The sequence below is a fragment of the uncultured Roseobacter sp. genome (assembly GCF_947499265.1).
GTDB lineage: Bacteria > Pseudomonadota > Alphaproteobacteria > Rhodobacterales > Rhodobacteraceae > Roseobacter.
In genome coordinates, this window is sequence record NZ_CANMNK010000002.1 from 586,614 (window position 1) to 606,944 (window position 20,331).

Here is a 20,331-nt window from a genome sequence, read left to right on the forward strand (position 1 = left end):
GAGAACAAAGTAGCAACAAATGCAGGAGGTTCACATGACCACATTTTTACAGATCAAAGGTATCGCAACCCGATCCCATGCGACTTTGCTGCAAGACGCAGCTGGTGCCGCTGCTTTGATCGTGATGCTTGTGGTCGGTCTGCATCTGCCTGCGTTTATCTGATTTCTGCCTGCGATCTCGCGCCGTGCAAGCGCCAGTTTTCTCCCCAAACTGGTCCTAAAGACTAACACTGCCTGTTCCTGGTCTTTAACTGAGGTTTTCCTCACCGCGCTTGCCCGGGTCCCACGTGAGCATTGCTTTACCTCACGCCGCCGTTCTGTTCAGAACGTGCGGCGTTTTTTTTGCCCGATATGTTCTAGAATGTATAGGCGAGGCGCAATCCCCCCCAATGCCTTCCTTTTACGGAAATCGGCGCGGAGAGGTCTTTCATCATGGTGAATGCGCCACCGCCCATGTCCCTGCGGTAGACCTGCAAGAGAAAGGGTTGCGTATTGCGCCCGGCTTTCAGCCCCACGCGGTCGTCGAAAATACGGCGGTTGCGGCAATGGGCGGTGTTCCAGACCGGATCGTCGCTGGGCGGATGCGAAAACTTGCGATTATGGGTGGGCAGATAGCCGTTGTTGTCCACTGCCGCGCAGAAGACGACTTTGCTGTCCAGCTCCAGCGCTGGCTCCTGAATAGGGGGTAAAATCTTGTCAATCAACGTGGTGAACTCGGTAAGATACTGCTCAGGATTGGTGCCGGGGATCAGGCGGTAGTTTCGGTCAAACAATCGAGACATTGAAATATCCCCCTGATCAACCGCGTTTTCCATCAATTCAGACAGATCCCGCGCCATCGTCTGGATGCGTGCAATAAACGGCGTATCCGCAGAATCGCCGCCCAGCAGGGCCGTGGTCTGGACAATCGTTTCTGACGTATCGATGAGCCGCAACACGCGCTCATGCGTCGTTTCGATCCCGGATGTCGTGCTTGCGACCGCTTCATCGATCCCAGCGAGCGCGGGGGTGAAATCTTCGATGGCCGATTGCATGCGCTCGGCCTGTTCGGCAATGCGTTTGGCCTGCTGGTTTGCCGAGGCGATGGAGGTTTCCATCCGGCCCAGGGCGCTGTCGGTGCCGCCCGCGTTTTCCAATATATCCGCAGCTTCGGTCGCCACGCCGGAGGCTTCCTTTCCAAGGTTGGAAATCCAGCTGGTCAGGGATTCGATATTGTCCGATATCTCGACCGCCGCTTCGCGGGTTTTCCGGGACAATTCGTTGATTGCTTCCGCGACAACCGCAAATCCGCGCCCGGCGTCACCGGCCCGCGCTGCTTCGATTTTTGCATTAATCGCGAGGGTGTTGACCTGCGTGGCGATATTCGCGATCTGCAGATTGTTGCTTTTGACAGCGCTCAAAGTATCGCTGACCGCTTCGGTGCGTTGCGCCAGGTCCTGAACCCAACCTGCCACATTGCGGGTTTTTTCGCCGGTTGTGCGCATCAGCTCAGCGGATGATTTCACATCATGCGCGGTCTCGTCGGTGCTTTGAGCCATTTGTCGCACGGCGCTGCGCACGTCGGAATTCGCCTGCACCATTTCAGTGGCGCGCGCATCCAGGACCGTGAGACCGCTGCGTTGCGCGCGGGCATGTTCTTCGACCAGGTCGAGAAACCCGGCGATGTCTACAATCTCATACCCCAATGCGGCTGCCGCTTCTGTCAGGCGATCTGTTTGCTGGTTTTCGGAAAATTGTGGTTGCGTGTTCATAGGGCCCCGCGCCGTGCTGCGGGGTCTTATTGACACTATTTTACTTAAAAAGTGCTAATGTCCGTTAGGCACAATCGGCTTGCAGCGCCTGTGTCATGGCCTCGCAAGCGGCTTCGATGCTGAGCAGAATGGAGGCGTGGCGGTTCTTGTAATCGCGGGCGGGTTGCAGGACTTCAAAGCCGTCAAATGGGCTGGCGGGCACGGGGCCGTCGTCCTTCAGCATCGCGCGCAATGCATCCCGCGCGGCTTCCAGCTCGCTCAGGGTGCGGCCGATGATGGCCCCCCCGGTCACGGCGGCGGCGGCCTGACCCAAGGCGCAGGCTTTTACGTCCTGCGCATAGGCGCTGACGCGTTCGTCTTCTACGCTCAGATCGACCGTTACAGCCGATCCACACAAAGGCGACCGTTTCTTGACCGATGCCATCGGTGCATCCAGCCGGCCCAGATGCGGGATATCGGCGGCGAGCGCCAGAATACGGCCCGAATACAGATTGATCAGGTCATTTTCACCAGACATGAGACACCTTATGGCTTTCCTTTAACACGTTAATCCATACATAAGACTTGGCGCCAGAGAAGCAAAAAGGTTTTCGCGATGTCAAATGATCTTGCTCCCTTCGACCCCGCGACGCTGACCTATGATGCCGCAGGTCTGATCCCGGCCATTGCGCAGGACGTCGACAATGGCGATGTGCTGATGATGGCGTGGATGAACCGCGACAGTGTCACGCGAACGCTGGAGACCGGTCGCGTGACCTATTGGAGCCGCTCGCGGCAGGTGTTTTGGATCAAGGGCGAGACCAGCGGCCATGTGCAGGAATTGGTCGAGATGCGGGTGGATTGTGATCGCGATTGCCTGCTGATGCAGGTGCGTCAGACCGGGCCCGCCTGTCACACGAACCGGCGTTCGTGCTTTTACACCGGGGTCTCCGCTGCAGGCGAGACTGAATTGATGCAGCCGATGCCGTCTGGCGCCTAACGCAGACCAACCATGCGCCGGATATCTGCCGGCGTCTTGCCATCGGCGCGGTATTTGGCAATCGCGCGCGCATCGTCGCGTTTGGCAAGACGTTTGCCCTGAGTGTCTCGGATCAAGCGGTGGTGATGGTAGATCGGCGTTTCCAGATCCAGAAGCCGTTGGAGCACCACGTGAATTTGCGTGGCCTCAAAGAGATCCGCGCCGCGGGTGACATGGGTGATGCCTTGTGCTGCGTCATCCACAACCACTGACAGGTGATAGGAGGTGCCCATGTCGCGGCGCGCCAGCACGACATCGCCAACGTTTCGGATAAGAGTATCGCGCGGCACCGTGATCTCTCCGGTTTGGCCATCAGGGCCCGCGCCGGTTTCGGTGAAGCGGATACTGTCGACGTCCAGCGCCTTGTTCAGATCCAGGCGCAGGGCCGTGTCGGTCGGGCGTGCTCCGGGGCGTGGCGCGTGCCGACAGGTGCCGGGATAGATCAGCCCATCCGGGCCGTATTTCGCTGCGCCACCTTCCTGTGGGGCGGAAGCCGCTTCTTGAATGTCACGCCGATTGCAGGTGCAGGGATAAAGCAGCCCATGATCCCACAGATCGTCCAGCGCCTGTGCGTAGAGGCCCATATGATCGGATTGGCGCCAGACCGGCGTTTCCCACTGCAGCCCGAGCCAGGCCAGATCCTCATAAATCTGGGTTTCCCACTGCGCGCGCGATCTGCCCTGGTCGATGTCTTCAATGCGCAGCAAAAACCGCCCCTCGGCGGCCATGTCGGCGGCCACCATCGCCGCATAGGCATGACCCAAATGCAATGGTCCCGTCGGCGAGGGGGCAAACCGGGTGGTGCGCGTCACGCTTTTTCGAGCACGTAGACGTTGGACTTCAGGTTGATGCCCGGCAGATGCGGCCCGTACTCGCGAAACAGCAGACAGGCGGCGCCACAGTCGGTCCATTCGTTGAGACGGGCCTCATTGGCGCGATCCTGAAGCGCATGATCGTTGAGCGAAAACACCAGTTTGCCACCGCGTCCCAACGCGTTCATCAGCGTGTCGAGCAGCGAGATAGGCGCGGCACCCGCCCCGATCACACCAATGGCCGCAATCGCGGGGTACGTCCCTTGTGCGAAAGGCAACGGGGCATCGGCTTCGATCTGATGAAGCTCCCGGTAGAGCCGCTTGGCCTTGGCCTGTGCCAGCATCTCCTGGGAAAGATCGAACCCGTCGATCTCCGCAAATCCGGCCAGTTTCAGTGCCAGCCCGGATAGCCCGGTGCCACAGCCGAAATCAAGGATCGGCTCGGTCTGATCATCGGTGAATTTTGCCAACGCCTCGGCGCAGCGCCCGGGCGTGGCATAGCCGTTTTTGCCGACCTCGGCCTCGTAGCTGTCTGACCAGTCGTCATACAATGCACGTGTTTGTGCCGCGTCGCGGGCTGCGTAAGCCTTGTCTAAAAATCCTTGTCCCATCCGCCTAGGATAACCGCCCGGATCAGGCGGCGTCCAGTGCCTCGGGGTTAAGCCACTGCTGCCACGCCAGTTTCGCGCGATCCGTGTAGGCTTTGTACCGGTCTTTGCGCCCGCGCCGACCACCCTTGAAACCCTCAACCGGGGGGAAGAGACCGAAGTTCACGTTCATCGGCTGGAAGGTCTTGGCCTCGGCGCCGCCCGAGATATGGGTGATCAGCGCGCCGGTTGCGGTGCTGGGGGGCGGCGTGTCAACGGGCCGACCCAGGATCTGACCCGCCGCCAATCGCCCGGCCAGAAGACCCATCGCGGCGGATTCGACGTAGCCTTCGACGCCCGTGATCTGCCCGGCAAAGCGGATATTCGGACGTGACCGCAGCCGCATCTGACCGTCCAGGAGCGTCGGGGAATTCAGGAAGGTGTTGCGGTGAATGCCGCCCAAGCGCGCAAAACTGGCGTTCTCCAGCCCCGGAATGCGTTTGAAAACCTCCGTCTGCGCGCCGTATTTCATCTTAGTCTGAAAGCCCACGATATTGTAAAGCGTGCCCAGCTTGTTATCCCGGCGTAGCTGCACGACGGCATGGGGCTTTACGTCTGGCGCATGCGGGTTGGTCAGGCCGACGGGTTTCATCGGCCCAAATCGCAGGGTTTCGCGCCCCCGCTCGGCCATCACTTCGATGGGCAGGCATCCGTCGAAATAACCCGCCGTTTCGCCCTCGTGGAACTCGGTCTTTTCTGCCGCCATCAGCGCGTCGATGAAGCCCTCGTATTGATCGCGGTCCATGTGGCAGTTGAGGTAGGCGGTGCGCTCCTCCTCCGTCTCGCCCTTGTCATAGCGCGATTGCATCCAGGCCTTGGACATGTCGATGCTGTCGAAATAGACGATGGGGGCAATCGCATCGAAAAACGCCAGCGCGTCCGTGCCGGTTTCGGCAGCAATGGCCGCGCCCAGGGCGGATGACGTCAGCGGGCCGGTCGCGATGATCCATTGACCATCGGTCGGCAGCTCAGTGATCTCACCATATTCGATGCGGATGTTTGGATGCGCCATCAGCGCGTCTGTCACCGATTGTGCAAAGGGATCGCGGTCGACGGCCAGTGCACCGCCCGCGGGCAAGCGGTGTTTGTCCGCCGTCTGCATGATCAAGCCGTTGGCCTGACGCATCTCCCAATGCAGCAGCCCGACTGCGTTTTGCTCGTCATCATCGGAGCGGAAGGAATTGGAACAGACCATCTCCCCCAAGAGCCCGGTCTGATGCGCGAAGGTGCCCACCTTGGGGCGCATTTCATGGATCACCACCGGCACACCCAGATGTGCCGCCTGCCATGCTGCTTCGGATCCGGCCATGCCGCCGCCAATGATATGAAGTTCTGTCGCCATGGGCGTCATGTAAGGCAGCGACCGGGCGCGCGCAACATGAGAGGTGATGCTTTCGCTGTCAGGGGGGAGGGGGCATTTTGGGGTCGCCGCTGCGGGAATGTCGAACCAGCGAGAGACTGGTTTGGAGGGACCTTCCGCCCACGGCGACCCAAAAGCGTCATGGCGCTTAAGGCCTTGCCGCAGTCTTGCCACGTTCCTGCCCGAATTGAAATACCGCAGGTAGAAACTCTCCGGACCGGATTTGGAAACAATCATCGGACGTTACGGAAAATGTTCGCAAACCATATGCTGGCTTGCCCTTGTGGGCGTTTCGAACAACTCTGCACCGTCAAAGGGGGCTGAACGATGGACGTAAAAATGACCGCCGCGGAAATGAGCGCGTTTCTCGATCAGGTCTTCGAGCAGGTGAAGGGCGAGTTCACTATTGAAGAGGTCAAACCAAATCGGGTGAGGGTGCGGCTGAATGTTCAGCACAGGCACTTGCGCCCTGGTGGTACAGTGTCGGGGCCTGCGATGTTCGCGCTTGCCGATGTATCCGCTTATATCGTCACCATGGCGATGATCGGCCCGCAGGCTCTGGCGGTGACCACCAATTGCTCTATCGATTTCATGCGGAAACCGGCGGCAGGTGTCGATCTGATTGCAGAGGTGCAGCTGTTGAAGCTGGGCAAGCAATTGTCCGTCAGTGATGTGCTGATCTATTCGGAAGGCATGGCGCAACCCGTCGCGCGCGCGAGCCTGACCTATGCGATCCCGCCCAAACGCCAACCGTAAGGGCAATCTCTGCTGTGAGCCCCGATTGACCGTCGTGGCGCGGATCTAAACGCTCTCAATCAGCAGATGCTTGCTCGGGGGTCTCTTGATAAATTCGTCTTCGATCCAGCTCAGAACGCGTCGCTGCCCGCCAAAGGCGACCATCTCACGGGCCTCTTCGAAGCTCACCCATCGGTATTCGCTGTGCTCATGGTTTAGTGAAACCGTGGCGGCGCTGTCGATGAAGGCAACAAAGACCGGCGCAATCGTAATCGCATCACGGTCTGCTTCATAGAACTGCTCGCAGGTGTCCGCCGAATATAGTGCTTCAGGCTGCAACCCCGTCTCTTCATCAAGTTCGCGCAAGGCCGTTTGCCAGGCTGTTTCGCCTTCCTCGATGCTGCCTGCCACCTGACACCATGCGCCAATCAGCGTCTGTGTTCTCTTCAGCAGGAGAACTTCGTGCCGCGTTTGGGTTCTTCGGATGGCGAAGAGGGATGCAATGAACGACCTGATTGGAATTTCTGCCATGATCTCCGCCTCGCGCTGTATGTTTTACCGCCCTGTTTAGGGGATCGCGGGGGCTTGGCAAAGCGCCGGTTTTCCAACGGAGCAGGCAATCGGCGCGGAAAATAGCGGTGCAAAAAAAAGGCCGGGACAAAGCCCGGCCTTGAGGAAGAGGTCTGGGGGCGTACCGGGGAGGTTACGCGCGCCAGAACACCTTGACCGCCTCGTTACGAGCCTGCCTCGGTGTCAGTCCCACATCGTCCAGCTGCCAGACAGTCAGCTGTTTCAGCGCGCGTCTGGTGCGGCGGCGTGTGGCCCATTTGGACACGCAGACAGCAAACTCTACCGCGATGATGGCCACTGTGGGCATCGTCTTGGCCTCGTTCAGATAGGCCATGGAGTCGGGTGAAGGTGTCATTGCGTGTGTCATGGGAATCTCCTAAATTGTATTGACACAATAAGACGTTTCCGCCATGCTGTATTGATACGATAACGGGTACAAAGACGCTAGGAAAACATTGTAATGGATACAATTTGGCAACCTGAACTGATCGCCGGGCAGGGACCCAAATACCGCGCCGTTGTCGCAACGATACGTGACGGCATTGAAAAGGGTGCGTTACAGGTCGGTGACAAACTGCCGCCGGTGCGTGATCTGGCGTGGAAATTGAGCATCACACCCGGCACGGTCGCCCGCGCCTATACGATATTGACGGACGAAGGTGCGCTGCAGGCCGAAGTGGGGCGCGGGACCTTTGTGGCGCCGCCGCGGGCTGCGCGCGTCTTTGATGCGCCGATCGAGATTGACGTGATCCCGCACAGTGCCGAGGAAGACAGTGATCAATACAATGTCAGCCTGTTTTCCCCGCATCTGCCTTGTGTCGGTCAGGACAAGCTGATCCGCCATCTGATGGCCGAGGTTGCGGCGAACCCGCCCTCCGGCATCATGCATTATCCAAGCCGCGACAGCGCGCGTCCGGCGCGCCGGGCGGTGCTGCGGTGGTTGGAAGGCACACCGCTTGGGCCGCTGGGGGAGAAGGATATCGTGCTCTGTCACGGCGGTCAGAACGGGATACTGATGATCCTGCAATCGATATTGGAGGGGCGCAAACCCACGGTTCTGATTGAAGAGCTGGCGTATCCCGGATTTCGCCGTGCCGCCGAGATGTTGCGGGCGGATGTGGTGCCTGTCCCGATGGACGCGGAGGGCATTATCCCCGACGCGCTTGAAGCGGCCGTCAGGGCGCATGACGCGCAGGTTCTGTGCACATCGCCGGAGGTGCACAACCCCACGGGCGGCTTCACACCGGTGGCCCGTCGCGAGGAGATCGCCAAAATCGCCCGACAGTACGATGTGCAGATCGTCGAGGACGATTGTTACCGGATGGGCGTGAACCGGGCGCCCTCTTACCGAATGCTGGCCCCGGAGCGGGGGTGGTATGTGTCCTCCATCGCAAAGACGGTCACGCCCGCCCTGCGCCTTGGGTTTGCGATTGCGCCCGAAGGCAAATGGTCGGTCCTGCGCCGGACAGCGGAGCACAGCTTTTTTGGACTGGCCACGCCGTTGAGCGATCTGGCGGCCTTGCTGCTAGTGCATCCGCAGATTGACGATCTGACACGCGAGACCCGACGCGCCTTCAACAAATATGTGCAAAGCGCGGTCAATATTCTCGGCGGCCACGATCTGAGCTGGCGCGAGGATGTGCCCTTCCTCTGGCTGCGTTTGCCGATGGGCTGGCGGGCAGGGGCGTTTTGTCAGGCCGCCGAAGCGGTCGGTGTTCAAATCAGATCCGCCGAGGAGTTTGTGTGTCGCGAGGCGCGCGCGCCGCATGCTGTGCGGATGGCGGTCAATGCTGGCGTGTCGATCGGAAGCTTCGAGGCAGCCATGACGCGCCTTTGCCAGCTGCTGGACAACCCGCCGGAGCAAATCAGCGTCTGAATTTTGGGGTAAAATAATACCTATTTTGTAAGTATATGTTTTACAATGATTAAATCGACATTCCCTTGCTTGACGTGACATTTCCCTCCTTTATAACGCCCCAATCGAATTGAGGCCCGTGCGCTTCCGTACCGGTCTGTCACCTCAAACGGGGAACCGTCCATGAAAACCTTCTCTGCAACTCCCGCAGATATCGACAAGAAATGGATCCTGATCGACGCCGAGGGCGTTGTTCTGGGCCGTCTTGCCTCGATCATCGCGCAACGTCTGCGCGGCAAACACAAAGCTTCCTTCACACCGCACATGGATATGGGCGACAACGTGATTGTCATCAACGCCGATAAGATCCAGCTGACCGGCAAGAAGCGCGAAGAGCACCATTACTGGCACACCGGCCATCCGGGCGGCATCAAATCCCGCACCAAGGCGCAGATCCTCGAAGGTGCGCACCCCGAGCGTGTCGTCACCCTCGCGGTCAAGCGCATGCTGCCAGGTAACCGTCTGAGCCGCCAGCAAATGACCAACCTGCGTGTCTATGCAGGTGGCGATCACCCACATGAGGCGCAAAGCCCCGAAGTTCTGGACGTGAAATCCATGAACAGCAAAAACACCCGGAGTGCATGAGCATGGCTGAAGAAATCAACACACTCGAAGAGCTCGGCCAGGCCGCTGGTCTTGAGGTCGCAGCGCCCGAAGCCGAAGTTGTTGTCGCGCGCGAGCCCGTCCGTGACGATCTGGGCCGTTCCTATGCCACAGGCAAGCGCAAAGACGCTGTTGCCCGTGTCTGGATCAAGCCGGGTTCCGGTAAGGTCACCGTGAATGGCAAGCCGCAGAACGATTACTTTGCACGCCCCGTGCTGCAGATGATCCTGGCGCAGCCCTTCTCCATCTCCGGGACCGAAGGTCAGTTTGACGTGGTTGCCACCGTCAAGGGTGGCGGTCTCTCTGGTCAGGCGGGCGCGGTCAAGCACGGTATCTCCAAAGCGCTGCAGCTTTATGATCCGTCGCTGCGCGGCGCGCTCAAAGCGGCCGGTTTCCTGACCCGCGACAGCCGCGTGGTTGAGCGGAAGAAATACGGTAAAGCCAAAGCACGGAAGAGCTTCCAGTTCTCCAAGCGTTAAGCTGCCAGTACTCTTATCGAAAAGGCCGCCCTTCCGAGGCGGCCTTTTTGCGTTTTACGGGGCGGATCACCTGCAGGATCACATCGCGCACGTTGCATTTTAGTGGCTATTTCCAGCTATTTCCCGCGATTTTGACCCTTGGTGTTTCAAATTCCGGGAAATTCCCACTACATTGTTAATCTTTAGATGGTTTATCACGGCGTCATTATGGTTCTTAGATCTTTCGTAGCTTTCGACAATGACAGTCTCATTGTAACCTCCAGCAATAATGGCGGCATTGTCGGCAATCCGATTGTCAACAACTCCAGCACGCCGAATGGCACGGTCTTTCAATATACCGCCGGCAGCGGTACCGAGATCGAGTTGAATGACACCGGCGGCGGCTTTGGCAATTTCAACGACGACAATGCCGCCAACCATGTGATCACGGACGGTGGCGGCATCGTCGCCGATGGGACGGGGGTGGAATCGGAATCCATCATCGAGGTGCGCGCGCTAAACAGCATGGGCAACCCGACCGGGCCCCGAATATCGATTTACGTGTTTTCGCAAAACGGCAATTTCAGCGACGTCTGGGGATATGCGACCAGCGCGCCACTTCAGGACGGTGTGTCCTATGTAAAAGTGGACGGGACGAATTCCGGCACCTCGGGCTATGAAAACTACATCACCTGTTTTGCCGAAGGCACGCTGATCGACACAGCGGATGGCCCGATACCGGTGCAGGACATCACCGTGGGTCAGGCCGTCTGGACACGGGAGTCAGGCGATCTGCCGGTGCGCTGGGTTTCCACCACGGACGTTTCCGGAAAAGGTGCCTTTGCGCCTGTGCGCTTTGCACCTGGTGCCATTGGCAACGACGCGGAATTGCTGGTGTCCCAGCAGCATCGCGTCTGGGTCGAAAACGCCATGGCGGAGCTGTTGTTCGGGGAGCGTGAAGTGCTCGTTGCGGCCAAGCATCTGTGCGGCATACCCGGCGTGAACCTCAGCCCGCAAGAGCGGATCAGCTACACTCATTTCATGTTTGACAGCCATCAGATCGTGCGGGCCAATGGCGCGTTGATGGAAAGCTTTTTCTATGCCGACAGGTCGGTAGGAGCCTTGGAGAGTGCGCAGCGCGAGGAGCTCAAGAGCATTTTTCCGGCCGTGCAAAACCGGTATGAGCAATTCGGCGCCACGGTCACGATGACCCTGAATGCCCGCGAGGCGGCAGCCTTGCGGCCCTATCTGGTCGCGTAGGGCGCTGCCCAATCAATCGTCCGGGTTGATCAATCCAAGACCGCGCAGGTAAATCCCGATCCCCGTTTCCAAAAGGTCATCCGGCGGGAAGGGTGACGCGCGCCCCGGCGAATTTCGGGCGAAGAGTTCAACGACACCGTGGCTCAAGGCCCAGATATGAGCCGAAAACATGGAGGCGGGCGGGCGTTTATCCTCTGGGATGTGTTGACTTAGCCCGGTTGCTGCTTTCTCCAGAACCCCGCTGGCGCGGTTTGCAACGGCTGCCAGTTCCGGCGTGCGGTTGATCGAGATACCGCTTTCAAACATCGCGATGTAATGGCCCGGATACTTGCGCGCAAAGGCCAGATAGGCCCGCCCGGTTGCGGAAAAGGCCGCCAGGGCCGACGGTTGGCCCTTTTCATAGGCGTATTCCATCAGGTCTGCGAAGATTTCATAACCCTGCAAGGCAGCCTCGGCGATCAGATCTTCGCGCCCCTCGAAATGGCGGTAGACGGCGGCGGGTGTGACACCTGCCTGTTTGGCCGCTTCCGAGAGGGTGAACCCCATGGGCCCGCGTGCTTCGATCAGCTCGAGCGCCGCGTCGATCAAAGCCTGCCGCAGATTGCCATGATGATAGCCCCGTTTAGGCATCCCAGATTTCCGGACCGCCGCAGACAGATCTATCAATTTTTCCAATGGCTTGCGGGTTTTTCCTGTCGTAGTCCAAGCCATGCAGCACGGTTCGAATGGCATTGATCCGCGCGCGGCGCTTGTCGTCTGACCGCACAACGGTCCAGGGTGCGGTTTTGCTATGGCTGCGCGTCAGGGTCTCACTGATCGCATCGGTATAAGCATCCCAGCGCTTGAGGCCCTCCACATCGATCCAGCTCAGTTTCCATTGCTTGAGCGGATCAGCTTCCCGTTTCAACAGGCGGCGCAATTGTTCGGCACGCCCCACATTCAGCCAGAATTTGAAAAGAACGACGTTGTCATCGGCAATCAAATCCTCGAAGGGTCCGACCTGACCGAAAAACTGCTCGCGCTGCGCGTCGGTGCAGAAATCGAAGACCTTTTCGACAACGCCGCGATTGTACCAGCTGCGGTCAAAGAAAACCATTTCCCCCGCGCTTGGCATATGGCCGGTGTAGCGTTGGAAATACCATTGTGTGGCCTCGGTTTCTGTTGGTTTGGACAGGGCGACAATACGCGCGCCACGTGGATTAAGGTTAGAGCGGAAGCGACTGATTGTACCGCCTTTTCCGGCGCCGTCCCGACCTTCGAAAACGATCACGATCCGGGCGCCACTGGTTTTGGCCCAGGACTGCATTTTCACCAGCTCGATCTGCAGGGTTGCCAGCGCTTTTTCATAGGGTTTGCGCGCCAGGCGCTCGCCATGCGGATAGGTTGGTGACAGGATATCGTCCTTTTCCCCCCGCTTGATCGCATCTCGAATGTCTTTGGGGGCTTCGGTCTCGAAAAAGCGGCTGATTTCACCGTCAAAGGGCAGAGTCATGGGGCCTCCGGAGGCGGGTGTCTGTTTTAATATGGGATGTTAACAGGCTTAACGCAAACCCGCGCGCGCCGCCACGCGGTCAATCGCGGCAACAATTGTCTCAGGTTCCGCATGGTGTGGCATGTGTCCCACACCTTCCAGCCGGGTCAGCATCGCATTCGGCAGCAATTGCGCCAGCGGCTCGGAATGCACCCGCAGCGGCACAATCGTATCTTCGGTGCCATGCAGGATTTCCACCGGCAACGTCAGGTCGGGGTAGCGCTTTGCCATATCGACGATATAGGGGCGCAGATTGTTCACCTGTTGGGCATTGGCGCGCAGCGTGGTGCGGCGCAATGACATCTCCGGACCGATGTGTTCCAGATAACCCGCAGGCATCTGCTGCGGTGTGAAAATGGACGCGACTGTGTCTTCTATTCTGGAATGTGGTGCAAAAGCGGTGATCAACGGGATCACCAGAGCGCTGCCTAGGCGGGAAGAGTTGATCTGATAGAGCGCGCCAAGATCGCCGGGCCAGGGGTTTGAGGCGGCACCCAGCAAAACAAGCCCTGCGGTCTCCTCGGGGCGTTCCAACGCCCAGGCCAGCGCCACGGCACCGCCGAAGGAATGACCCAGGACAATCGGGCGTTTCACCCCGACGGCATCCGCTGCTGCCTGCAAAACGCGGGCTTGCAAGGCGGGTGGTTCCGCTGATGTGTTCCAGACACCGCCATAGCCGGGGTGTGGCCGGTCGCTCCAGCCCAGTCCGGGACGGTCCAGCGCAATGACCCGGTAGCGGTCTTTCAGCCGACCCACCAGATCAAAGGTGTAGTCTCGCAGCGACCCGCTGGCGCCGTGGATCAGCACCAGATCGGGCCCGCTCCCGGACATGGTCAGGTGTACCTGTGTGCCGTCCACCTCGATGATCTGGCCGCTGGGGGGGTAGGCGTCCGCGGCCTGTGCTTCGCGCGCATTGGCGCGCCATTGCACTGTGCCGACCACCGCCAGGGTGACAAGGAGGCCTACCATCAACATCCTAGGTCCCAATGCGCGACATCTCGAAAGGGGTGGATTGGTAAATCTCGTTGATCCAATTGCCGTAAAGCAGATGCGCATGGCTGCGCCAGCGGTTCAGGGGCATCTGCGTCGGGTCATCGTCGGGGTAGTAATTCGCGGGCAGAGTGATCGCGCTGCCGTCGGCCACGTCGCGGTCATATTCCTGTTTCAGCGTGTCGCGGTCATATTCGAAATGGTTGAAGATATAGAGCGCGCGGTGCTCCGGATCCTCGACCAGACAGGGGCCCACCTCATCGCTGCCGAGCAGCGTCCTGAGACCGGATGCAGTGTCAATTTCATCCTGGCGCATTTCGGTCCAGCGCGACACCGGGATCACGCAGTCATCCGAAAACCCGCGCAGATAGGGCGAGGCCGGTTCCAGATTGCGGTGCCGGAAACAGCCAAAGGCCTTGGCCCCCAGCATGTGTTTATCGACCCCGTGAAAGTGATTGATCATCGCCATGCCCCCCCAGCACACGCCAAAGGTCGACTGCACATTGGTCTGCGTCCAGTCCATGACCTCAAGCAGCTCATCCCAATAGGTGACATCCGGGAAGGGCAGATGCTCGATGGGGGCGCCGGTGATGATCAGCCCGTCGAATTTCTCGTGTTTCACCTCCTGAAACGGGCGGTAGAAACTCGCCATATGCTCGGAGGCGGTGTTCTTGGTCTTGTGTTCTGACATGCGAATGAGGCTCAGCTCGATCTGCAAAGGTGTCGCCCCGATCAGCCGTGCGAACTGGTTTTCCGTCTGAATCTTCTTGGGCATCAGGTTCAAAAGACCGATGCGCAGGGGCCGGATGTCCTGTGTGGCCGCCTGATCCTCGTCGAGCACCATCACCCCTTCGCGCGTCAGCACGTCATAGGCAGGCAGGTCGGCGGGTATCTTGATCGGCATGGGTTTTTTCCAGAACTTAGTCAGGCAAGGCAGATAGTCGGTTGTCAGGGGGGGCTCAAGAGGGGCGCGCTCACAGGTCGGTGACGCGCGTTACAGGCAGCTTGCAATCAGATCGTCAAAATCCTGTGGTGTCTTTAACGCAGCGACCTGATCCGCGGTGACCGTGACGCCCCAGCGCGACATCGACCCATACCTTGGTTGCCTGTGAGCCAGCGCCCGCGCATAGGTGAAGCGGATAAAGTCATCGGGATCAACATCGGCTTCAACGCATTTGTTTTCATTCAGATATTCCTGCCAGACCTGCATCAGAAACGGAGGTTGATAGGCCATGGGTTTCGGCGCCCGGTCAAAGCGCCGGATGAGTTCCTGGGTATGCGCTGCGTCGCCCTTGATCCAGATCAGCAGGCAATGCGCGGACAGATCGCGCATCAGCGCGTCCTCGTCATCCGCGGCCTCCACCCATTCACAGATCGACCCGCCGGAATCGCAGATGAAATGCGGATAGCCATAGAGCGCCTCGGCCCGTTCGGCAAAATGCGCGGTATCGTAGAGCGCGGAGATCTCTGCCTGACGGAACTGCTCCTGTCGCCGGGCGTATTCGTCCATCGGCAGCCCGCCTTTGGCCGGATTGCCGGGTTTGCCCAGATAGGTGGCCACGGGGGCCAGATTGTCGAAGGTGATGTTGGAGCCGATGTAGATGCTGTCGCTCATCAGCAGGTCGCGCAGAAAGGGCACCTTCATCGCCTCGGCCTTGGCGTTGTCGGTGATGTATTCGCCCATGTAGCGGGTGCCGATGCGATAATCGATCGAGTAGTGGAACCAGTCCCCGCTGGCGCGCAGCAGATTGGACATATGGGTTTTGCCCAATCCCGACATCCCGTAGACCAGCACGGATTTGCGCGGGGCGGCCCGCCAATCGGCGGCAGAAGAATAAAGCATGGGGTGCGGACCTTGCGGCAAATGACGTTAGGCAAGTCCTAGCGGCGTGGTCCGGGACGGTCAATCAATCAGCCGCGAGGGGACGGGTTTTGCGCAGCCTGTGCCAGAGCCTGCCGTCCAGGATGATCAGACCCAGCGCCAGCAGGCCAAAACCGGCATAAGCGTTTGGATTGAGCGCTTCGCCCAAGATGAGCGCCCCGAGGACAATCCCGACCGGAGCGATCAGCAATGTGACCAGCAGCAGGTTGCCGCTGCCTGCGCGGGCGAGCACGTAATAGTAGAGCAGATAGGCCCCCGCCGTGGCGATCACGGCGTAATAGGCGATGGCAAAAAGGGTGTCCGTCTGCAGATCAAACCGCATCGGCCCTTCCATGATCAGCGCCAGCGGCAGGGTAACCAGTGTCGATCCGGTCAGCATGCCCGCTGCCGCCACCTGCGGGGCGAGACCCGCCAGCATCTTGCGCGCCCAGACACCGGCCAGTGCGTAGGAAACGGTGCCGCCCAGCACCGCGAGCTGCGCCAGTGACCGCAGATCAAAGTCGCGCAGGTTTTCAAGCCCGATTGCCGTGGCCACGCCTGCAAACCCAAGGGTGACGCCGATGACCTTGCGGGGGCTGAGGCGCTCGTCGGCAAAGAAGATTGCGGCGAGCAGAACGCCAAAAACGGCCGTGGCGGCGTTCAAAATAGAGGTCAGGCCGCTTTCAATATGAAGCTGCCCCCAGGCCATCAGACCGAAGGGAATGACGTTGTTGAGCAGCCCCATGATCAGGAAGGCCCCCCAAATGGCCGGATCGCGCGGGACGGGAAGCCGCATGACCGCAACCACCAGCCACAGCACGAGCATCGCCCAGAAGGTGCGATGCGCCACAGAAGTCAGCGGGCCAATCTCATCCAGCGCGATCCGGATGGAGACAAAAGACGCGCCCCAGATCAACGCCAGTAATACCAGCGCCGCCCATGCTCTCGAAGATATGGTTGTCTGCTCAATCATCCGGGCACCTTACGCAGACGCCTTTGATCCGGCCACCCGGATCATGCGCAAAAAAAGCCCCCGCAAGCGCGTGCTTGCGGGGGCATCTGATCCATGTGTTCGGGGGATCAGAAGTTGTAGCCAACCTTCACGCCAAAGGCGATGGCATCGTTGCCGTCAAACCGGGCCGCCGGGGCAAACGGTCCGGCACGTGTGACCGTATCACCGATGCGCACGTAGCGGATGCCTGTGGTGATCTTCATGTTACCCTTGTTGTAGATCGCAGCCAGACCGATGCTTTCCTGACCGTCGGAGGGACCAAGATTGGTGAAGAAGCTGCCATTGGTTTCTTCATAACCCAGTGTGGCGGCGATGGACCATGTATCGTTCAAACGGCGGCCAATACCGAGCGTGTAGGTATAGACATCATCTTCGTAGCTGAGCAGCGATCCGCCGGTTGCCCCAAGATATACGTTAGGTGTCAGGTCGAAATCGGACCAATCCACCCAGCGCACACCGCCAAAGAGCAACGTTCCTGGTGCAACCCCGGTCTGAAAGGCGAGGTTTACGGATTGCGGTGTCTCCACTTCTGTGGTTGAGCCAAACGGAACGGGTGACGGGACAATGGTTTCAGTCGTATTGACGCGATGCGCAACTTCAGAGTTGTAGGTCAAAGACACACGAAGGGCGATATCGGGGCGCTCGTAGGCAACGCCGGCGACGTAGCCAATGCCCCAGTCGCGGTCAGCCTGTGCTGTGTAGTCCAAGCCAAATGCCGCAAAATCAATGGCCGCGCTAGCTTCTATCGATTGAAGACGCAGGCCACCGTAGACACTGAACCCGGTGGGTGTGTTGTACTGCAGCAAACCAGTCAGGGCATAGGATTGAAATTCGGCAATCGAACCCTGCGCAAAGTACCCGGTGCCGTCCGCATAATTTACATCGGCCTTGAAAGGTTCGTCCAAGATCAGGGCGTACGACCAGGTGTTGTTGATGTCGGCCTTATAGGCGGCAGAAAACACCGTGTAGGATGGTGAGATGTCGCCGGAGCCACTGCCGTTTGTCAAAAACGGGGTCGCGGTGTTCCCCGACAGATCGGGCGAGACGGTGGCGAAGCTGAATTCACCATACCGTCCGGTCTCGAACAATACGTCGACGGATTGGCCGGTGCGGTCCAATGCACCCGCGTGGGCGGCGCCCGATGCAAGACACAATACCGTTGCACTTGTAAGATACGATTTCATTGATCTCCTCCCCAGAAGATTCGCCTGAGTTGGATAATGCATTGTTGCGGAACAGGCGCGGGCACTTAAGCACGATTGCTCTTTCGGTCAATTATTGACGCTAGGGCATATTGCGTTGTGACCTCACGTAAAATCAATTTCTTTGTCGGGTCTCCGACCAAATGTTCAAGTAGTTGCCGGCGAAAATGATCAAGGCCCCCAAAACGACCCAAATCTCGATGGGCTCATTATAAAGCAGCGTGCCGACAACCGCGATGGCGGGCAGGCGAATGAAGTCAATGGGAACGACCACCGTCGCAGGTGCAATGGCCAGCGCATTTGTCATGCAGTAATGCGCCATGAGACCCGCCGCACCGATCAGCATGACAAAGGGCAACCCTTGTGAGGAGGGCAGCGCGGTATCCCCGTCGTACCCGGCGGCGACAATCCCGAAAACCAGTTGCATGGTTGTCAGGTAGAAGAGGATGCAGGTGATGCTCTGCGTGCGGGTCAGGCGTTTGGTGAACATGATGGTGAGCGCGAAGAAAATGGCAGAAGAGGCCGCCGTGACAACGCCCGCGTTGATGCCGGCCATATCAGGGCGCGCTACGATCAGGATCCCAATGAACCCCATCACCGCTGCCACGCCGCGGGTGAACGTTAGTCTTTCTCCCAGCAGGAACGGCGAAAGCACGATTACCCAGAGAGGCGAGGTAAATTCCAACGCGAAAACCTGCGCCAGGGGGATGACCGTCACCGCGTAAAACCACAGGTTCTGGCCGGTGAAATGCGCCATGTTGCGGATGATGTGTACCGGCATATTGCCGGTATTGATCTGGCGCCATGTGCCGGTGACCGCCGCCAAAAATACCACGATCAGCGTCCCGAAGAGGCTGCGGTACATCATGATCTCGAAGGTATCGAGCTCGGATGCCAGCTCCCGGCCTGCCACAGCCATCGAGGAAAAAGACGCGATGGACCCCATCATCCAAAGCGCCGCCTTGAAGGTGGGGCTCATACCGCGTGCTTCTTCTGGCCGAAAATATCCTCGCCGAAGGCAAAAATCTCTCTGGAGATTGTCATTCCCACTCAATGGTGCCTGGTGGTTTCGACGTGATGTCATAAGTGACCCGGTTGATACCCGGCACTTCGTTGATAATCCGCGTCGCCGTTTCCCCCAGAAACTCGTGGCTGAAAGGATAGTAATCCGCCGTCATCCCATCCACCGATGTCACCGCCCGTAGCGCACAGGCAAAATCATAGGTGCGCCCATCGCCCATCACCCCGACCGTGCGCACCGGTAGGATGGCGACAAATGCCTGCCAGATTTGGTCATAGAGGCCATGTTTTCTGATTTGATCGATATAGACCGCATCGGCCTCGCGCAGGATGTCCAGCTTTTCGCGGGTGATCTCGCCGGGACAGCGGATCGCAAGACCCGGTCCCGGGAAAGGATGCCGGCCAATGAAGCTGTCGGGTAGGCCCAACTCACGCCCCAGCGCGCGCACCTCATCCTTGAAAAGCTCGCGCAGAGGTTCGACCAACTGCATGTTCATGCGTTCCGGCAGGCCGCCCACATTGTGGTGCGATTTGATGGTTACGGACGGCCCGCCGGAAAAGCTCACCGATTCGATAACATCGGGGTAAAGCGTGCCCTGGGCCAGGAAATCGGCGCCGCCCATTTCCTTGGCATGTCTTTCGAAGACTTCGATGAACAAACCGCCAATGATCTTGCGCTTGGTTTCGGGGTCGCTGACACCTTCGAGCTTGCCCAGGAAGAGATCGGATTCGTCTGCGTGGATCAGCGGCAGATTGTAATGTTCGCGGAACATGCCCACGACCTGTTCGCTTTCGCCTTTGCGCATCAAACCGTGGTCCACGTAGACACAGGTGAGTTGCTCGCCGATCGCTTCGTGGATCAGCACCGCGGCGACCGACGAATCGACGCCGCCTGACAAGGCGCAGATCACTCGCCGGGTGCCGACCTGGTCCCTGATCCGCTGAATCGCTTCTTCGCGATAGGCGCCCATGGTCCAATCGCCTTTGAACCCGGCCAGACGCACGAAATTCTCATAGAGCTTTGCGCCATTGGGGGTGTGGTGCACTTCGGGATGGAATTGCACCGCGTAGAACTCCCGCGCCGTGTCCCCGGTGATCGCGAAGGGTGCGTTGGGCGAGGTGCCATAGACTTCAAACCCAGGCGCGATTTCACTGACGTGATCGCCATGGCTCATCCAGACCTGTTCGCGGTCTGCTTCAAACCAGCCTTCCAGCAGTGCCAGTTGGCGCGCTTCGGGTGTCACATAGGCGCGTCCGAATTCCGCTGTGCCGTGCCCGCGTTCCACCTTGCCGCCAAGGCAATGCATCATCACCTGCTGTCCGTAGCAGATGCCAAGGATCGGAACGCCTAGTTCGAAAACACCTTTGGGGGGCATTGGTGCGCCATCGGCAAACACCGACGAGGGCCCGCCAGAGAAGATCACCGCTTTGGGCGCAAATTCAGTCAGAAATGCTTCATCAACCGAATTGAAAGGATGGATTTCGCAGTAGACATTGAGTTCGCGCAATCGTCGCGCAATCAATTGCGTGACCTGGCTGCCAAAGTCGATGATGAGAAGGCGGTCATGATCTTGAGTGTTCATAGG

23 protein-coding genes are annotated in these 20,331 nt (G+C 59.1%); 7 read left to right on the forward strand and 16 right to left on the reverse strand.

Features of this window, described 5'->3' with window-relative positions:
* Positions 1–34: 34 nt before the first annotated feature.
* The gene (locus Q1A63_RS07525) at positions 35–163 is read left to right on the forward strand and encodes a hypothetical protein (protein ID WP_298969691.1); all 129 of its coding nucleotides are present in this window, start codon (positions 35–37) and stop codon (positions 161–163) included.
* A gap of 193 nt (positions 164–356) precedes the next feature.
* Here Q1A63_RS07525 and Q1A63_RS07530 read toward each other — a convergent pair whose 3' ends face one another.
* A complete protein-coding gene (locus Q1A63_RS07530; RefSeq protein ID WP_299631154.1) occupies positions 357–1,751 on the reverse strand; it encodes a methyl-accepting chemotaxis protein in 1,395 nt (464 codons plus the stop codon).
* Between the two features lie 64 nt (positions 1,752–1,815).
* Complete coding sequence (locus tag Q1A63_RS07535; protein ID WP_298969689.1) at positions 1,816–2,268, reverse strand: iron-sulfur cluster assembly scaffold protein; 453 nt, start codon at positions 2,266–2,268, stop codon at positions 1,816–1,818.
* A 78-nt stretch (positions 2,269–2,346) separates the two neighbouring features.
* Here Q1A63_RS07535 and hisI point away from each other — a divergent pair, with 78 nt between their 5' ends.
* Entirely contained in the window at positions 2,347–2,730 is a 384-nt protein-coding gene (gene hisI, locus Q1A63_RS07540) for a phosphoribosyl-AMP cyclohydrolase (protein WP_298969688.1), read from the forward strand.
* Here hisI and gluQRS read toward each other — a convergent pair.
* Genes gluQRS through trmFO form a run of 3 tightly spaced genes read right to left on the reverse strand, consistent with a single transcriptional unit; the run spans position 2,727 to position 5,570 of the window.
* Positions 2,727–3,581, reverse strand: a complete 855-nt coding sequence (gene gluQRS / locus Q1A63_RS07545; RefSeq protein ID WP_298969687.1) for a tRNA glutamyl-Q(34) synthetase GluQRS — start codon at positions 3,579–3,581, stop codon at positions 2,727–2,729. The genes hisI and gluQRS overlap by 4 nt on opposite strands.
* Complete coding sequence (locus tag Q1A63_RS07550) at positions 3,578–4,192, reverse strand: methyltransferase domain-containing protein (RefSeq protein WP_298969686.1); 615 nt, start codon at positions 4,190–4,192, stop codon at positions 3,578–3,580. The genes gluQRS and Q1A63_RS07550 overlap by 4 nt, the downstream gene beginning before the upstream one ends.
* Before the next feature lie 22 nt (positions 4,193–4,214).
* Positions 4,215–5,570, reverse strand: a complete 1,356-nt coding sequence (gene trmFO / locus Q1A63_RS07555) for a methylenetetrahydrofolate--tRNA-(uracil(54)-C(5))-methyltransferase (FADH(2)-oxidizing) TrmFO (RefSeq protein WP_298969685.1) — start codon at positions 5,568–5,570, stop codon at positions 4,215–4,217.
* A 345-nt stretch (positions 5,571–5,915) separates the two neighbouring features.
* Here trmFO and Q1A63_RS07560 point away from each other — a divergent pair, with 345 nt between their 5' ends.
* The gene (locus tag Q1A63_RS07560; RefSeq protein ID WP_298969684.1) at positions 5,916–6,344 is read left to right on the forward strand and encodes a PaaI family thioesterase; all 429 of its coding nucleotides are present in this window, start codon (positions 5,916–5,918) and stop codon (positions 6,342–6,344) included.
* 45 nt (positions 6,345–6,389) lie between these two features.
* Here the strand turns inward: Q1A63_RS07560 and Q1A63_RS07565 are convergent, their stop codons facing one another.
* On the reverse strand, positions 6,390–6,854 hold the full coding sequence (locus Q1A63_RS07565) for an NUDIX domain-containing protein (RefSeq protein WP_298969683.1): 465 nt from the start codon (positions 6,852–6,854) through the stop codon (positions 6,390–6,392).
* A 172-nt stretch (positions 6,855–7,026) separates the two neighbouring features.
* Positions 7,027–7,260 carry a DUF1127 domain-containing protein gene (locus Q1A63_RS07570; RefSeq protein WP_298969682.1) on the reverse strand — a complete coding sequence of 78 codons (234 nt, stop codon included), beginning with the start codon at positions 7,258–7,260 and terminating at the stop codon, positions 7,027–7,029.
* A 93-nt stretch (positions 7,261–7,353) separates the two neighbouring features.
* Here Q1A63_RS07570 and Q1A63_RS07575 point away from each other — a divergent pair, with 93 nt between their 5' ends.
* From Q1A63_RS07575 to Q1A63_RS07590, 4 genes are all read left to right on the forward strand, one after another.
* A complete protein-coding gene (locus Q1A63_RS07575; RefSeq protein WP_298969681.1) occupies positions 7,354–8,769 on the forward strand; it encodes a PLP-dependent aminotransferase family protein in 1,416 nt (471 codons plus the stop codon).
* Positions 8,770–8,931: 162 nt separating this feature from the next.
* On the forward strand, positions 8,932–9,393 hold the full coding sequence (rplM, locus tag Q1A63_RS07580; protein ID WP_298969680.1) for a 50S ribosomal protein L13: 462 nt from the start codon (positions 8,932–8,934) through the stop codon (positions 9,391–9,393).
* 2 nt (positions 9,394–9,395) lie between these two features.
* Positions 9,396–9,890 carry a 30S ribosomal protein S9 gene (rpsI, locus tag Q1A63_RS07585; protein WP_298969679.1) on the forward strand — a complete coding sequence of 165 codons (495 nt, stop codon included), beginning with the start codon at positions 9,396–9,398 and terminating at the stop codon, positions 9,888–9,890.
* Positions 9,891–10,097: 207 nt separating this feature from the next.
* Entirely contained in the window at positions 10,098–11,129 is a 1,032-nt protein-coding gene (locus Q1A63_RS07590; RefSeq protein WP_298969678.1) for a Hint domain-containing protein, read from the forward strand.
* Between the two features lie 12 nt (positions 11,130–11,141).
* On the opposite strand, the gene Q1A63_RS07595 is transcribed toward Q1A63_RS07590, so the two are convergent.
* The 9 genes from Q1A63_RS07595 to guaA all read right to left on the reverse strand — a co-directional run bounded on the left by Q1A63_RS07595 (position 11,142) and on the right by guaA (position 20,328).
* A complete protein-coding gene (locus Q1A63_RS07595; protein WP_298969677.1) occupies positions 11,142–11,759 on the reverse strand; it encodes a TetR/AcrR family transcriptional regulator in 618 nt (205 codons plus the stop codon).
* A complete protein-coding gene (gene ppk2, locus Q1A63_RS07600; protein WP_298969676.1) occupies positions 11,752–12,621 on the reverse strand; it encodes a polyphosphate kinase 2 in 870 nt (289 codons plus the stop codon). Before ppk2 ends, Q1A63_RS07595 begins: the two co-directional genes overlap by 8 nt.
* A gap of 48 nt (positions 12,622–12,669) precedes the next feature.
* Positions 12,670–13,635 carry an alpha/beta hydrolase gene (locus Q1A63_RS07605; RefSeq protein WP_299631155.1) on the reverse strand — a complete coding sequence of 322 codons (966 nt, stop codon included), beginning with the start codon at positions 13,633–13,635 and terminating at the stop codon, positions 12,670–12,672.
* Between the two features lies 1 nt (position 13,636).
* Complete coding sequence (gene metA, locus Q1A63_RS07610; protein ID WP_299631156.1) at positions 13,637–14,554, reverse strand: homoserine O-succinyltransferase; 918 nt, start codon at positions 14,552–14,554, stop codon at positions 13,637–13,639.
* Between the two features lie 90 nt (positions 14,555–14,644).
* Positions 14,645–15,493, reverse strand: a complete 849-nt coding sequence (locus Q1A63_RS07615) for an ATPase (protein ID WP_299631157.1) — start codon at positions 15,491–15,493, stop codon at positions 14,645–14,647.
* A gap of 64 nt (positions 15,494–15,557) precedes the next feature.
* Positions 15,558–16,484 carry a DMT family transporter gene (locus Q1A63_RS07620; RefSeq protein WP_299631158.1) on the reverse strand — a complete coding sequence of 309 codons (927 nt, stop codon included), beginning with the start codon at positions 16,482–16,484 and terminating at the stop codon, positions 15,558–15,560.
* A gap of 107 nt (positions 16,485–16,591) precedes the next feature.
* Positions 16,592–17,707, reverse strand: a complete 1,116-nt coding sequence (locus Q1A63_RS07625) for an outer membrane protein transport protein (RefSeq protein ID WP_299631159.1) — start codon at positions 17,705–17,707, stop codon at positions 16,592–16,594.
* Positions 17,708–17,840: 133 nt separating this feature from the next.
* Entirely contained in the window at positions 17,841–18,704 is an 864-nt protein-coding gene (locus Q1A63_RS07630) for a DMT family transporter (protein WP_299631160.1), read from the reverse strand.
* 61 nt (positions 18,705–18,765) lie between these two features.
* A complete protein-coding gene (guaA, locus tag Q1A63_RS07635) occupies positions 18,766–20,328 on the reverse strand; it encodes a glutamine-hydrolyzing GMP synthase (protein WP_298969669.1) in 1,563 nt (520 codons plus the stop codon).
* Positions 20,329–20,331: the final 3 nt, after the last annotated feature.